This window comes from Flavobacteriales bacterium, assembly GCA_016704485.1.
Classification (GTDB): Bacteria; Bacteroidota; Bacteroidia; order Flavobacteriales_F; family PHOS-HE28; genus PHOS-HE28.
Genome location: JADJAA010000001.1, coordinates 1,119,927 through 1,133,809, shown reverse-complemented (window position 1 = coordinate 1,133,809; position 13,883 = coordinate 1,119,927). Strand labels below are relative to the sequence as shown.

13 protein-coding genes and 1 pseudogene are annotated in these 13,883 nt (G+C 50.0%); 5 read left to right on the top strand and 9 right to left on the bottom strand.

The window, feature by feature from the left end; all coding sequences use genetic code 11:
* Nucleotides 1–159: 159 nt before the first annotated feature.
* From IPF95_04805 to IPF95_04765, 9 genes are all read right to left on the bottom strand, one after another.
* Nucleotides 160–2,202, bottom strand: a complete 2,043-nt coding sequence (locus IPF95_04805) for a glycosyltransferase family 39 protein (protein MBK6474011.1) — start codon at nt 2,200–2,202, stop codon at nt 160–162.
* Nucleotides 2,203–2,216: 14 nt separating this feature from the next.
* The gene (locus IPF95_04800; GenBank protein ID MBK6474010.1) at nt 2,217–2,873 is read right to left on the bottom strand and encodes a CoA transferase subunit B; all 657 of its coding nucleotides are present in this window, start codon (nt 2,871–2,873) and stop codon (nt 2,217–2,219) included.
* A 37-nt stretch (nt 2,874–2,910) separates the two neighbouring features.
* Nucleotides 2,911–4,710, bottom strand: coding sequence for a hypothetical protein (locus IPF95_04795; protein MBK6474009.1), 1,800 nt, complete (start codon nt 4,708–4,710; stop codon nt 2,911–2,913).
* The gene (locus IPF95_04790; protein ID MBK6474008.1) at nt 4,707–6,488 is read right to left on the bottom strand and encodes a hypothetical protein; all 1,782 of its coding nucleotides are present in this window, start codon (nt 6,486–6,488) and stop codon (nt 4,707–4,709) included. The genes IPF95_04795 and IPF95_04790 overlap by 4 nt, the downstream gene beginning before the upstream one ends.
* 21 nt (nt 6,489–6,509) lie before the next feature.
* Nucleotides 6,510–7,205, bottom strand: a complete 696-nt coding sequence (locus IPF95_04785) for a CoA transferase subunit A (protein MBK6474007.1) — start codon at nt 7,203–7,205, stop codon at nt 6,510–6,512.
* A 135-nt stretch (nt 7,206–7,340) separates the two neighbouring features.
* Nucleotides 7,341–7,883: a DUF4287 domain-containing protein gene (locus IPF95_04780; protein MBK6474006.1), complete on the bottom strand. Its 543-nt coding sequence runs from the start codon at nt 7,881–7,883 to the stop codon at nt 7,341–7,343.
* 117 nt (nt 7,884–8,000) lie between these two features.
* Entirely contained in the window at nt 8,001–8,633 is a 633-nt protein-coding gene (locus IPF95_04775; protein ID MBK6474005.1) for a GNAT family N-acetyltransferase, read from the bottom strand.
* Between the two features lie 10 nt (nt 8,634–8,643).
* Nucleotides 8,644–9,021 (bottom strand): DUF3703 domain-containing protein, encoded by a 378-nt coding sequence (locus IPF95_04770; protein MBK6474004.1) that lies wholly within the window; start codon nt 9,019–9,021, stop codon nt 8,644–8,646.
* Nucleotides 9,022–9,179: 158 nt separating this feature from the next.
* Nucleotides 9,180–9,851, bottom strand: a complete 672-nt coding sequence (locus tag IPF95_04765; protein ID MBK6474003.1) for an RNA polymerase sigma factor — start codon at nt 9,849–9,851, stop codon at nt 9,180–9,182.
* Between the two features lie 123 nt (nt 9,852–9,974).
* Here IPF95_04765 and IPF95_04760 point away from each other — a divergent pair, with 123 nt between their 5' ends.
* From IPF95_04760 to IPF95_04740, 5 genes and pseudogenes are all read left to right on the top strand, one after another.
* Nucleotides 9,975–10,358 (top strand): DoxX family membrane protein, encoded by a 384-nt coding sequence (locus IPF95_04760; GenBank protein MBK6474002.1) that lies wholly within the window; start codon nt 9,975–9,977, stop codon nt 10,356–10,358.
* 70 nt (nt 10,359–10,428) lie between these two features.
* A complete protein-coding gene (locus tag IPF95_04755; protein MBK6474001.1) occupies nt 10,429–11,073 on the top strand; it encodes a hypothetical protein in 645 nt (214 codons plus the stop codon).
* Nucleotides 11,074–11,087: 14 nt separating this feature from the next.
* Nucleotides 11,088–11,759 (top strand): annotated as a pseudogene (gene folE, locus IPF95_04750) (GTP cyclohydrolase I FolE).
* A 59-nt stretch (nt 11,760–11,818) separates the two neighbouring features.
* Complete coding sequence (locus IPF95_04745; GenBank protein MBK6474000.1) at nt 11,819–12,484, top strand: flavodoxin reductase; 666 nt, start codon at nt 11,819–11,821, stop codon at nt 12,482–12,484.
* A gap of 373 nt (nt 12,485–12,857) precedes the next feature.
* Nucleotides 12,858–13,814 (top strand): IS1634 family transposase, encoded by a 957-nt coding sequence (locus tag IPF95_04740; GenBank protein MBK6473999.1) that lies wholly within the window; start codon nt 12,858–12,860, stop codon nt 13,812–13,814.
* Nucleotides 13,815–13,883: the final 69 nt, after the last annotated feature.

The window sequence follows — 13,883 nt, the reverse complement described above, 5'->3', positions numbered from 1 at the left end:
GTCAACTAATATCTTGCGCACCATAAAGGTTTGCATAGCTGACATCCAGAGGGGTCCGATCCAAGTCGCTTAGCATTACATGTGAATAGTTCGCCCGAATGCGAACTGCTCATTCGAATCAAACCTGATCAGTTCATTCTTGCTGCGGAATGCCGGCACCTACTCAAAATACTGTTTAACGCTGATCTCAAATCCTTCCAGTTCAAACCCATTTCCTGAGCCGTTCGAGAAGAACAACTTGTTGCGCGTTGGCTGTTGGTGGGTCAGTACACTGTACCTATGTTCGAATGGACCTTCTCCCAACGAGCGTGGTAACAAGGTGATCTGCTGTTCCGCATCATCTTCGGAAAGGATCAATTCACCTCCATCGGTATAGCCTTGTTCCCAATGGATCGTTCCGCGCACCACCACTTCCGTATGTGTGGCACCGGGCAGCGTATTGATCGGTAAACCATCGATCTCCAACGGATATTGCTCGCCCCCGAAACACCAGTTGGCACCCTTGGCGCATGGCATTGCATTGGTGCGGTGCGGTAGCGGAATTCCTGTGCCACTTATCTGTTGGTAGATGGTCTCTGCTTTGAATGCGCGATCCAAGTCGCGCAGGTCGTAGATGTACGTTTCGCCGTAAACACCGAGGGGGTGGCCATAGAGTATCTGCATTGCTGGATCATTACGCGTGCCCTGCTCCGTGATCACCAAATACTTGGCTCCACGCCCAGCATACTCTGAAATACTAACAGCACGATCGGGGCCACAACCATAACCCGTTCTTCCTGGCTGTCCCATGAAATACAGAGAGGCATTAATGGTTGGATCATCAATACACACCACTTGGTCGCCAGGGGCAATACCCAAGCTGCGCAGATAGGGAGTGATCGTCAACAGGTCTTGCAAGGAGTTGCGCCGAAGCGAATTCCAATACTTCAATTCTTCTGAATGGTATAGCGGCAACAGATCCTTTCGGTCCATTTCTGAGTTCGGATTGCTCCGCATATTCATATTGTTGGCCGCGTACGCCACATTGTAACAAAGCAGCCCAAGAATTGCCCACCGAAGCCATGCCGCGTTGAACAGGTCCGCATGATACTTTCGAAGCCACCATGCCCATGAGACCACGGGTACCAATAGCGCGATCAGCGGGTTAATGAAATAGTAATCGTGTCCATCCAAAGCATGGAACCACAGGATCGAATAGATCACCGTGCCGATCAACAAGAGCGCATTGAGCAAGAGTACTGCGCCGGGCACTTGCTTACGCCCTTTCACCAGACCGATCAGCGCTATCCCTACCAACAACCAAACACTGGTATCGAATAGTTGGAACACCAGAATATCACGTGCATATTGGATCGCATTGTCGATCTGTTGTGCATCCATTTCCCACAACGGCCAAAAACCATTGAATGTGTATTTACCTTGGTGTTGTTCGTTATAGATCTCCGCATGGACGTACCACGCCATGATTATTGCCAATGCGACAAGAACCACGCCCCAGCCGAATTTGGATTTAGGGAACACAGTGCTCAATTCGCCCATGCTCTTGGGGCGGAGTGTTGCAAACGCATAGATCGCAAGAACAGCTACAAGGCTCATGCCTGCGGTTACTTTCAGCAACGTCGCAAGTGCCCAGAACGCAAGCGTGAAGACCCAGTGTCGCTTTTTCTGTTCGGTAGCGTAGCGGACGAAAAAGTACCAACCGATCACTGCCAGGTCGAATGCTGGAACATCAGTAAGGAACCCGACCGTGTAATAGGCGATCACCGGAGACGTGGACCAAAGTAAGCTTATACCGATCGCCCAAAAGTCGCTCTTCAGCAAACGCCGCAACGTTAGGAACAGCGCATAGGCAGCAAAGAAATGCAAGATCAATCCAACTAAACGATAGGCGAATTCACTCTGACCGGTAAGCTTCCAGATCTGCGCAACACTCCAATACAGCAACGGGAATTCGCCTGCACTATACCCACTAGTGCCACCATCTGCCATTTGCGCGTGGATCTGTGGAGACGCGAATGACGCACCACCTGCGTAGTAGTTCCAAGTAAGTGACAGGCAATCGGTCTGCCGCCAGAGGTGCATAGGCAGCGGCCGAAGATTCATTACACGGCCATACTCATAAGCACCGCACAATGCTAAAAATCCGATCAGGAATAGCACACGGCCACCAATCAGGGAATGGATACGGCGTAGAACATCCATGATCAACGCTGCGATCAGATCACCATTTCCTTCACGTTGTCCGCGATCACCAAGCGGCCTTCCGTCTTTGCTTTTACTTCATCCACGGTAATGCCGGGCGCAAGTTCAAGCAGTTTGAATCCTTCCGGTGTAATGTCGAACACTCCCAGGTCGCTTACGATCTTCTTAACACATGCAACACCGGTAAGTGGCAGGGAACACTTCTTCAACAACTTGCTTTCTCCGGCCTTGTTGGTGTGCATCATACATACAATGATATTGTCCGCGCTTGCGACAAGATCCATCGCACCGCCCATGCCTTTCACCATTTTCCCGGGGATCTTCCAATTGGCGATATCGCCATTGTCGCTTACCTCCATGGCGCCGAGAACAGTGAGCTGCACGTGCTTTCCACGGATCATGGCAAAGCTCAAGGAACTATCGAAGATCGACGAGCCGGGCAATGTAGTCACCGTTTGCTTGCCAGCATTGATCATGTCGGCATCTTCCTCCCCTTCCAATGGGAAAGGGCCCATGCCTAGCAAACCGTTCTCGCTTTGCAGCACCACATGGATCCCTTCGGGAATATAGTTCGCCACAAGTGTGGGAATTCCGATGCCCAAGTTCACATACCAACCATCGCGCAGCTCCTGTGCGATGCGCTGTGCCATTTCCGTTTTCGATAATCCCATTGTTCAGTGCTTGTAGTTCGGCCAAGGTAGTAGTTGTTCAGGGTTGCACGATACGATCGTATTGGATGCGGCCCTCCAAGACCTCCACCGCACGTTGTTCCGGGTTCCAGAGGTAACAGGCAACACGGGCCACCTGCGGCGATAGCTGCTCCATAACATGCTGGTAGCGCACGGTGACCACACCATCGATGGGCCGCAAATAATGGATCGGATAGGCTGCGTAGTGTTCTTGCTCATCGCCAACGTGCGTGCTAACGACCCACGAACACGGTGCCGCTCCATCCAACTTCACGTGCAGCTCTACTGTGATACGAATGGGTCCTAATACGAGGGAGTCAAGGACCGGTGTGGGTAGGTTGATGTATTCATCCGCAACCGTTGTGCTTTCGATCGGTGCATTCATAACCGGCACGTAGATCAACTGCGGTTCATGCATATACAACCCCAGACCGTCATGACCGCCATTGGCAACTTTCTTGTACGCAGGATCCAACTCTTGCGTGAACCGTTCGTCGGCAAGCAAGAGGTCAACGGGTAGTTCCGGGAAACCTTCGGATATTCCGTTCGGTCGTACACTGCTGCCGCGCGATGCATAAGCCCATACCAATGCATGTTGATGATACAACCCCAAACTGAACGCGGTGTTCTGTGATCGTAACGCGAAGGGTTCGACTACAAGCGTATCCGGCAAGGATTGTTCCGACCACAACAACGTACGATCCACATTGAACAAGAATGCACTGCGCAACGGCAAGAACAACAACGCGATCGCTACCCATTGCAATGATGGAAGTTTGAACTGAAGGGCATCAACAGCGAACGCGAACGCGACAACGGAAAGGACAACGAACTGCAAAGCCGCACGGTCTTCCGGGTAATTGATGTGCAGCGCCTTCGCCATGAACAACGTGGTCAAAACAAGACCGATCAACGCAACACTAAGCAACACGACCGGCGCTATCCGCCAACGATCACGCGCTGCCCAACAGCCGAATGCAAGAACCGCACATGCAAGCAGCGCGACACTTGCGATCCATACACGATGATCCGAACCCGTTACCAGCAGGAACAACGGGATCACCGTAACGGGCAAGAACCCATCCAACGAACCGTGGTAGAGCAATCCTCTTTCCGAGAACCCTTCTGCAAAAAGAATGGCGGTGTATACGAGTATTGCACTCACTGCAACAGCGACCCAACTCCACGGACTCCGCAGTGCTTGGCGTACGCCTTTATACCCAGTGAACAACAGCGCAAGACCGATCAACAGACCCAATGCCGGCAACAATGCAAGGTCGGCCCAGATGGCCAATGTCGATGCAAGCAACAGAACAAAGAATGATCTCCAGTGTGCTAGTTCCGTGAGTCCGATCGCTGCGCTGATCGCGACCAGAAAGAATGCCATACCCAAGCCGTACCCTCGGCACAGCGAAAAAAAATCCAACACAAGCGGGCAGAACAACAACGCCAGTATCAGCGACCAACGCACAAAGACATTTGAGCAACGTCTTGCCAAAAGTCCTGCGGCAAACACCCAAAGGATATACGCCAATACGTTCGGCAAACGCAATACAAAAAGACCTTCGCCGAATGCCTGTGAACTGATCCAGGTTAACACCGAATTCAGCACATGGTTGTTCGCATCCCAATGCGCCGTGCCCGGCCAAAAGTTCCCGGAAAGGATGTAATGGAAAAAGGTCGCGGCCTCATCGTGTACGATCGGCACCAAGGCTGCACGTGCTAGGACATAGATGCATGCGATGCTTGCAACGCCGATGAACAGCACACGCTCTTTCCGATCAGGACCCATTGAAGTTGAATCGTCAAATACGGTCATGGGTCGATCGCGTAAACACGTACATGCACATCCTTCAACTCAAAGTTATTCCGTTCCGGGTTGTACAGGAACACCGCAGTATTCGCGGAACGCCCCTGCCATGCCGGAATGCGACGGATCACGTGGAGCCGAGTATTGTTCCAGGTCCGTTGCATTGCACTGAGTTCAACGCGATCATAATACGCCTCGTCCGCATCGTTCGCGTGCACATCCGTGATCAACCCTTGCGTTACGATACTGTCATCCGTTGCAACCAGTTCGATCTCCACAAAATACGGTTGACCTTCTACACCATCATTCCCCAACGAGCGCCAGAGTTCGACCGACTCCCGATCACTATGCGGCACTGAATAGGTCGTATCGAACACGATAACTTCGTGCAGTGGTTCATCCCGTTTCCACACGACCAACCTTCCTGTCGGTGATACATGGATGGTGTTGAAACCCTCCGGATCCGCAATGACCTCCGGGTCAGTGATCATGAGATCGCAGATCGGTTGCGGGTGTACTTCACTATCCAAGGACATCGGCACATCTCCGCGGAATCGTCGGCCAAGATCCCAGGATTCACCAAGGTATTTGAGCGCGTTCACCACCAACGGTCGTTGTGCTTTTTCCTGTTCGGAGTTGATCACGTCGAACACTTCCTGCCCTATGGCCTGGTCCGCCCAAACGGAGGTATGATCCACATTCGCTGTAACCGATGTACGCATTGGGAACACCAGTACGAAGGGGCTCAACCAAACGATCCCGGGCACAACGCTCCGAGCTCTATCCAACGCAAAAGCCAAGAGCAGTAATGTGATGGGAATGAAGTGGATCGCAGTGCGTTCGATCGGGTATGGCGTATCCAACAGGACGTGCATTGAACTGGTTCCTGTGCAGAGCAGTATTAACAGCGTACCGAATAGGAACAACGGAATGCGATCCGGATCATGCTTTTTCCAAAAGAAGTAGAACACCGCCCATACAATTGCCACGAAAACGACCGTTGCGATACTGTATGCCAACCAGTACGCATTCACGTCCAATGTCCAGCGCGCCAACGAACCTGCAACATCCACCGCCAGGCCATGAACGCCACCGAAATACAAACCGCCCTTTGCGTTCAATCGGTTACCGTAGTATGCCAAGAACAGCACAGGCAGCCCACCTCCTAGCCCTACGAGCATTGCTTTCTGAACAAGCCGTTCCCGATGTAACGCAAACGATGCAACCGCCATGACCAATGCAATGCAGCACACCGGCAAGAGCGATAGGCATGCGAACGCGGCCAACACCATGAAGAGCGTCATCAACCCCAGCGATCGCAGATCACCGCGCTCAATAAAACGAAGCAGCCACAAACAACCCATCGCTTCGAACGCAACGGCCGACCCATAGCCTCTGAACAATGAAAAGTACTCGAACAAGAACGGCATGGTCAACAGTGAGAGACCGAAGCACACGCGGATGATGCGTTCATCGACATACCGCACCAGCGCAATGATGGCGTACGCATAGATCGGATAAGAAAGCACCGCGAACAACCGGATCGCAACCAGCGACTTTCCAAAGAGCAACGTGGACCAATAGCTCACCAATGAGACCAACAGATGATTGCCCGCATCGAGCAATGCGTTGGGCGGCAGCACCACGCCTGTATCGATGTAGAACCGGAACATGCGCGCCTCGTCGTGGACCAACGGCACGTATAGCGCACGTGCAAGAATGTACACGGACATTGCGGCCGCAACACACCACCAAAGCAACCGTTCCGGGTGTATTCGAGGACGCATTACGGAACGATCACGAGCGAATTACGCGGTGCGCACAGTGCGCTGTTCAATGCGCTTCTCGTAGTTGGTGCCTTCGAAAATGCGTTGAATAAAAATGCCAGGTGTATGGATGGCATCCGGATCCAACTCACCGGGTTCCACCAAGTGCTCCACCTCAGCAACGGTAATTGTACCCGCCATGGCCATGACCGGGTTGAAATTCCGCGCCGTGCCTTTGAAGATCAGGTTACCGGCCTTATCCCCCTTCCATGCTTTCACCAACGCGAAATCCGCGCGGAGCCAGCTTTCCAGGATGTGCATCTTCCCACCGAAATCGCGGGTCTCTTTACCCTCGGCCACTTCAGTACCGTAGCCCGCAGGCGTGTAGAAAGCAGGAATGCCAGCGCCGCCCGCACGGCACCGCTCGGCCAACGACCCTTGCGGGATCAGCTCCACTTGCAACTCGCCACTCAACATCTGGCGTTCGAACTCTGCGTTCTCTCCCACGTAACTACTGATCATCTTCTTGATCTGCTTGGTCTGCAACAACAGACCCAGACCAAAATCATCCACACCGGCATTGTTGCTGATGCAGGTAAGCTCCTTCACACCGGTGCGCACCAATGCCGCAATGCTGTTCTCCGGAATTCCGCAAAGCCCAAAACCACCTACCATCAACGTCATACCGTTCTTGATCCCCTTCAGTGCCTCATCGGCATTGGCCACTACCTTGTTCATGCTGTTGCTTTTTCTGTACGCTGCTAATGTAACGCGCTGCGCGGTAATGGTACTGCCCCAGCAACGTCACTGTGACCCACCAACGTCAATGCGGGCTGTCATCCCGGGTGTGACCCGGGACGCAGTCCCGACCGTTCAAACGGAACCGGTATAGGCTTCTTTGATCCATGCTTTCAATTCACTGTCCAGGTCCTTTACAGAAGTTAGTTGTACCCTATGCGTACACATGGTCCCGAATGGTCCGCTTGCTTCAAGGCGGTCCGTGATCGGTTCGTCCTTCAGTTTGAAACCCAGATCGATGCGTGTTCGCGTTGCGGGCCTTATCAGTACGAATTGCCGTTTGCGGATAACACTTACAGAGCCTTTCTTGGGTGTGATCGTTACATCCTTCCCCAGGGTCATTATGTAGGCGATCAACCCTTCATAGACCGGCAACAGCGCTTCTTTACCTTGGTATTGCGCTTCCACAAGATCTTCCGATCCGGTATCGGTATCCTTCGAAAGCGCCACGATCGTATTGGCAAAGCCATGCGTAACGCCGTGTTCCTTCTTCAGGAAGTCAACGCCTTCTGAATGTTTCCCGAATGCTTTTGTTTTCAATAGCTTTTTCCATTCGTCCAATGACCGGCCTGTTTTCTCCGGCATGTTCGCGATCATTGTTTTCAATGCAGGGTCCATGGTTCAAGGTTCTTTTCTGTTCAACGGATACGGCTATGACCGTGCAGCCGACCAAATTCAGCAAAGCCGCATTATCATGTGCATGCGACACAAGATACCGGTTGCAGGGCGATCGTGCTATCGGCTTCTGTTCAATTCCCACTTCCAAATAACGCCTTCGTCCGGTTCGTTCAGTTCTTCAGTTTTCACGAACCCGCACTTTTTCAGGACCATGGTAGATGCATTCTCTTGTCCGAGGGTATGTGCAACAATGCGGTTAACGCGTTCATCGTTGAATGCGTTCTGAACAAGTCCTTCGGTCATTTCCGTTGCCAGGCCCCGGTTGCGGTATTCCGGCATGATCTCGTAGCCGATCTCCACGGTTCCATCCAGTGTCGGTCCACCTTTGTAACCGCCGCTTCCAATTAGTTTGTTGTCCTGTTGATGGATCGGGAAATAGGTCCACCATCCTTTCTCGTCTTCGCTTTCTGACAACTTATCCAGTGCATACCGGAGTGCCTCTACACCGAATTCCGTATAGTTCTCGGGCACGGTCACGTTCAACTTCCTGGCAAGGTGTTCATGTCCTTTTATCGCTTCATGCAGGATCTCTGCATCGCACTGCTTCAGGATCAGTTTCGGTGTTCGGGTTGCCATGTTCTCTCTGCGGTATTCCAAGTTGCCCATGATCACACAGGCGATGCTTGGCTCTTTCTTATCTACGACCACTGCAGGATCGTCGCCAATGCGACAGACCCAACGAGGCTTCAACCCATCCCTTTCAACCGAAGTCGACCCCAGCTTTCACAAAGATCTTCTGTACTTCTTCTTTCAATGGAAACGGTTTTAATGGCGGCACATTAGCACCGCCAGGATTTCCGATCTGAATTGTGCCTACAAATGATTTCACGCCGCCAAAAAGCAGGCGCGGGATCTGTCCCAACACTTCTTTGCTGCTTTTGATCTTGAATCCGAATTGCAACCTTTTCCAGTGGACATAGGTATGTGCGTACGGATATTTTTGGCCGATGATGTGCGCCCACTCCAAGTGCGTCCACGCAGCCTTTAAGTTACCGTTGGCAAATTCTGCGCGGTACCTTTCCAGCTCCGCTTTGTAATACGGTTCTAGACTTTTGGGGATGGCCGTGTAGAATTTCATGCGTGCTAATTTAACTTGAGATATGGCGTTGCAATTCTATGATGCCTAAAGTTCTCTTCATTGCGCGACAGATCCAGTGGCGGTCTGGGATGAAACCGTGATCACGGTTTATCCTGTCGTGGATCGATCGTTAAGACCGATATGATAACGCGGTCTGATCAGATGCTATCCATTACATTCCTAGTGATCCGATCACATCTGCTGAAGCCAAACTGAAAGAGGTTCTTTTCATTCGAAAGTTCAGCTAGCTTCTCTTTGAGCATTTCCTTGGCTCGATGTTGCCGCACTTTAACATTGGCAGGAGTTAGGTCCAAGGCAAAGGCGATCTCATTGATGCTCATATCTTCCACTTCCTTCATTACGAAGACGGCCCTGTATTTTTCGGGCAATTGGTCAATGGCATTTTCTACCACGCGTTGTACTTCCTTACGTATCATTTCGGAATCCGGATCATGGCGATGGTCTTCGGTCATTGTCAGAAGCATATTTTTCTTGATGTTATCGGCCTGCTCATTGATCGGAAGGACCTTTCCCTTTTCCTTCAGCCTTTTCAACGTTTCGTTTATTCCTATGCGGATGAGCCACGTGGAAAATGAAGATTCCAACTTGAACTGATACAGTTTTGTATATGCATTGATATAACTGTTCTGCATCACATCTTCAATTTCCACTTCGTCCATGAGGTAGCTCCTTATCACACGATAGAGTTTTTGATTGTTCCGCCTTACCAGGATCTCGAACAATTCCTTCTCCCCACCAAGAATGCGTTGGATGATCGTCGATTCGTTGATCTTGGGAGCGTTCAGCTCCAGGGTGTTCTTCGCTTCCATTTCCTATGCTTTCCCTATTAGATACGGAAAAGTGAAAAAAGGTACAAAATATTGTAACCTCTTTTCGATCGGGTGCTCTAATACCATGAAACAAGTTCACGAACACACAAAGAACAGAACATCATGGAACCGAACGTACAATTGGTAAAGAACATTCTGAAGTACACATTTGGCCTTGTGCCGATCGTTGCTGGCTTGGACAAATTCACGAACATTCTGACGAATTGGAGCCAATACATTTCTGAGGGATTGGCAGGCATGCTCCCTTTTGAGCCTTCAACCTTTATGATGATCGTGGGCGTGATCGAGATCGTTGCTGGAATTCTCGTTCTGACGAAAACCAAGATAGGTGCTTATGTGGTCTCTGCTTGGTTGGCAGCAATAGCCTTGACCCTAATTGCCAGCTGGAGCTATGTGGATATAGCTGTCAGGGATCTGGTCATGGCCATTGGGGCCTTCTCATTGGCAAAATTATCAGAGATCGACCCAAGCAGACCTAATAGTTGAAAAAGCGTGTAACCTCTTTTGGGGTTTCGCATCAAACGTTGAACGAGTAATCAAAAAAACCAAGAAAAAAATGAAAACGCTAACTCTTAAGACCCCTCTGGTCGTCGCAATGTGCATGTTCGCATTATTCTCTCAAAGCTGCAAAAAGGATGAGATCCCAACTCCAGCTTTAACGTCAACTGATAATTCAGAATTCAAGGCGGAAATGCGCTACCTATGGTCTGATCATGCCACATGGACACGAGATGTCATCATTGGAATATTGGACCAAACTCCCGATGCCAGTGCCGATCTGGCACGGTTGCTGGAAAATCAAGTGGATATTGGAAATGCTATTAAGCCGTACTATGGAGACGCTGCAGGTCAGGCATTGACCGATCTGCTAACTGAGCACATCGTAATTGCTGGTGATATATTGGTCGCAGCCCGAGATGGTGATACTGCAGGCTTTGATGCTGCCAATGCTGCTTGGTATCAGAATGGAGAAGATATAGCTGTGTTCCTAAATACGGCCAACCCTGAAAATTGGGAATTGGAGCCTATGAAAATGCACATGGAACATCATTTGGATCTGACATTGGCTGAAGCTGTAGCGCATCTAAGCGGAAATCACGAAGAAGAAGTACAAGTCTATGACGATGTGTATGAGCAATTGATGGACTTGGCTGATATACTTGCTGATGGAATCGCAGATCAGTTTCCTGGTCAATTCTAAAGACCAATAGGAAGATGAAAGCAAATGGGAACTCTATTCTGAAGGCAGAAAGCTCACAAAGTTCCGATCATCGCGCGGTGGTAATAGAATCACTGCGTGATGATGCTTTTGATAGAGAGAACGAATCAAAGATCGAGCTGATAACTCAAAAGTTTACGGATATCATTGAACTACCAGGATCTGACCTGACCAATGATAGCATAAGGGATACGCCGACAAGAGTGGCCCAAATGTATGTGAATGAAGTTTTTACTGGATTGAACCCAAAGAACATACCTAAGATCAAGCTGTTTAAGAACTCTGATCGTTACCAAACCTCCATAGTGGAACTGGACATTCCTTTTACGTCTTTTTGCGAGCATCATTTTGTACCAATACAAGGGAAAGCAAATATTGCGTACATACCAAAGGACCATGTAATTGGGTTGTCCAAAATTCATGGACCAGTCGATTATTATGCAAAAAGGCCCTAAGTTCAAGAGCGGTTAACAATGCAGATATTACAGGAATTGAAAGGTGCTCTTGATACAAGGGATGTAGGTGTGATCTTAAGAGCAAACCATAGTTGTATATCTTGCAGAGGAGTTGAGGACTTGGGCAACTCAACCCTTACATCCGTTTTTTGGGGTCAGATAGAAAATAACCCTAACTTAATAGCGGTGCTACTCGCTAATGATTGCAGCTAAGGAGATACCAGAGCAAGTGCGGAAGGAATTATTGATCAAAACCAATTGATGCCATGAAGATGCAAAATGTAAAGATAAAAACGATAGCGCATGCTACCCATGATGTGCTCAGGATCGTCACTGAAAAACCGGATGGCTTTGACTTTGTTCCTGGTCAGGCAACAGAGTTGTTCGTCGATAAGAACGATTGGCGTAAAGAAGGAAGACCGTTCACATTCACGTGCCTGCCGAATGACCACGACCTCGAATTCATTATTAAGACCTATCCCGAGCACAACGGCGTGACCAATGAGTTGCTGAAACTTAAGGTCGGCGATGGCTTGATCGTGAACGACGTTTTCGGGGACATTGCATACAAGGGTGAAGGTGTTTTCATTGCAGGTGGTGCGGGTGTCACTCCGTTCATTTCCATATTGAGGGATCTGCAGGCAAAATGTGAACTCGGCAGTAACAAGCTGATCTTCGCAAATAGAACGAGAAAGGATATTATTCTGGAAGGTGAGCTCAGCCAATTACTAGGCAAGAACTTTATAAATATCCTATCTGACGAAGAAGCGGATGGCTATGCCCACGGCAGGATCACGGAGGACTTCATCAAAAAGAACCACCCGCAGCTCAATGGCTATTTCTATGTCTGTGGGCCTCCGCCAATGATGGATGCTGTAGTAGCGCAATTGACCCATCTGAATGTTCCGAAGAGCTCCATTGTTATGGAGGCATTCTGAGTTTGGAATAGGTGAGTAGTGGAACGATCAGCAAGTCGACCATTGCGCCTACTCAAAGACCGACATTTAATAGGCCCAGTCATGGTCTTCTTTTTAGAGGCCACAAAGTGCTTGTGGACCGCAGGGTCACGAGGCGAAGATCCTGCGAGGGTGTAAAGAACAGGCCATTGGGAAAATTGGTCGAATCATATTCATTCCTGACTTCTGCCAAGCCGTTTTTTTGAAAAATGACATTGTGTAATGACGCGGGTTTCCGCTTGCTTTGTACTCGAATTGTCATACTAACGGGGTGTCTGCATCAATTCGAAAGACCAAAACCGGTTCCGGTGCCACTGCTGTTCAGGTGGTACGTTATGAACGACGTCGTGTTGTAGTGCTCAAACACATAGGCAGCGGACATCGCGCTGATGAAGTGGCAGCATTGGTCGATGGTGCGCGGCAATGGATTTGGCGTTCAACGCTACAGCAGCCGCTCTTTGTCACTGAGACACGACGTTCGTTGGCCTTGGCCACTACGCGTTACATAGGTATCTCACATGCATTTGCTTATGCTGTTCTACAAGGTAGCGCCAAACAATGCGGACTTGATACGTTAGAGGATGAACTGCTGTTGGACTTAGCCTATATGCGTTTGGTGGAACCGTCCTCGAAGCTGCGAGCTATGGAACTATTGGAACGGTATTTCACGCGGCGTCATTCCCAACGTTCCGTGTACCGGGCCTTACCCAAGCTGAACCGGCATAAAGAGACGTTGGAAACGCTTGCAATGACCTATGCTAAGAATGTGCTGGGCGCATCGATGGAACTGGTACTCTACGATGTCACCACGTTGTACTTCGAGAGTTTTAAGGCTGATGAGCTTCGCATTCCGGGTTTTTCCAAGGACGGTAAATCGCAACAGCCACAGATCGTTCTTGGCCTGTTGGTCACCAATACGGGGTTCCCGTTGGGTTATGAAGTATTCGCTGGAAACACCTTCGAGGGAAAGACCATTTTGCCCGTATTGCGGGCTTTTATGGCACGAGTAGATACGAAGGACCTTGTGGTGGTGGCAGATGCGGCCATGCTGTCGGAAAAGGTGCTTAATGAAATCCGTCAGGCGGGCATGTCTTACATCGTCGGCGCTCGCTTGGCCAATTCATCTCCCACGCTAATTCATCGGATCAGCCAGGAGCTGGGTCAGCTGGACAACGCTATCGTCCGGGTACCCTCAAAACATGGTGATATGGTATGCGCCTTCTCGGCCAAGCGCTTCAAAAAAGACCAAACCACCATGCAACAACAGCTTACCAAGGCCCAAGCCTTAGTTGCGCGGAAGAGTTCATTATGAGGTCGCCAATATCTGATGAAACCAAATTGATCATCAGTGATCTTGGCTTGTCATACTAATTGGCAGAAG

What these genes read in the sequence shown, in the direction of transcription:
- IPF95_04755 (MBK6474001.1), top strand. Translation starts at nt 10,429, where the DNA reads ATGAAAACGCTAACTCTTAAGACCCCTCTGGTCGTCGCAATGTGCATG.
- IPF95_04745 (MBK6474000.1), top strand. Translation starts at nt 11,819, where the DNA reads ATGCAAAATGTAAAGATAAAAACGATAGCGCATGCTACCCATGATGTG.
- IPF95_04795 (MBK6474009.1), bottom strand. Translation starts at nt 4,710, where the DNA reads ATGACCGTATTTGACGATTCAACTTCAATGGGTCCTGATCGGAAAGAG.
- IPF95_04800 (MBK6474010.1), bottom strand. Translation starts at nt 2,873, where the DNA reads ATGGGATTATCGAAAACGGAAATGGCACAGCGCATCGCACAGGAGCTG.
- IPF95_04790 (MBK6474008.1), bottom strand. Translation starts at nt 6,488, where the DNA reads ATGCGTCCTCGAATACACCCGGAACGGTTGCTTTGGTGGTGTGTTGCG.
- IPF95_04770 (MBK6474004.1), bottom strand. Translation starts at nt 9,021, where the DNA reads ATGAAATTCTACACGGCCATCCCCAAAAGTCTAGAACCGTATTACAAA.
- IPF95_04760 (MBK6474002.1), top strand. Translation starts at nt 9,975, where the DNA reads ATGGAACCGAACGTACAATTGGTAAAGAACATTCTGAAGTACACATTT.
- IPF95_04765 (MBK6474003.1), bottom strand. Translation starts at nt 9,851, where the DNA reads ATGGAAGCGAAGAACACCCTGGAGCTGAACGCTCCCAAGATCAACGAA.
- IPF95_04805 (MBK6474011.1), bottom strand. Translation starts at nt 2,202, where the DNA reads ATGGATGTTCTACGCCGTATCCATTCCCTGATTGGTGGCCGTGTGCTA.
- IPF95_04785 (MBK6474007.1), bottom strand. Translation starts at nt 7,205, where the DNA reads ATGAACAAGGTAGTGGCCAATGCCGATGAGGCACTGAAGGGGATCAAG.
- IPF95_04780 (MBK6474006.1), bottom strand. Translation starts at nt 7,883, where the DNA reads ATGGACCCTGCATTGAAAACAATGATCGCGAACATGCCGGAGAAAACA.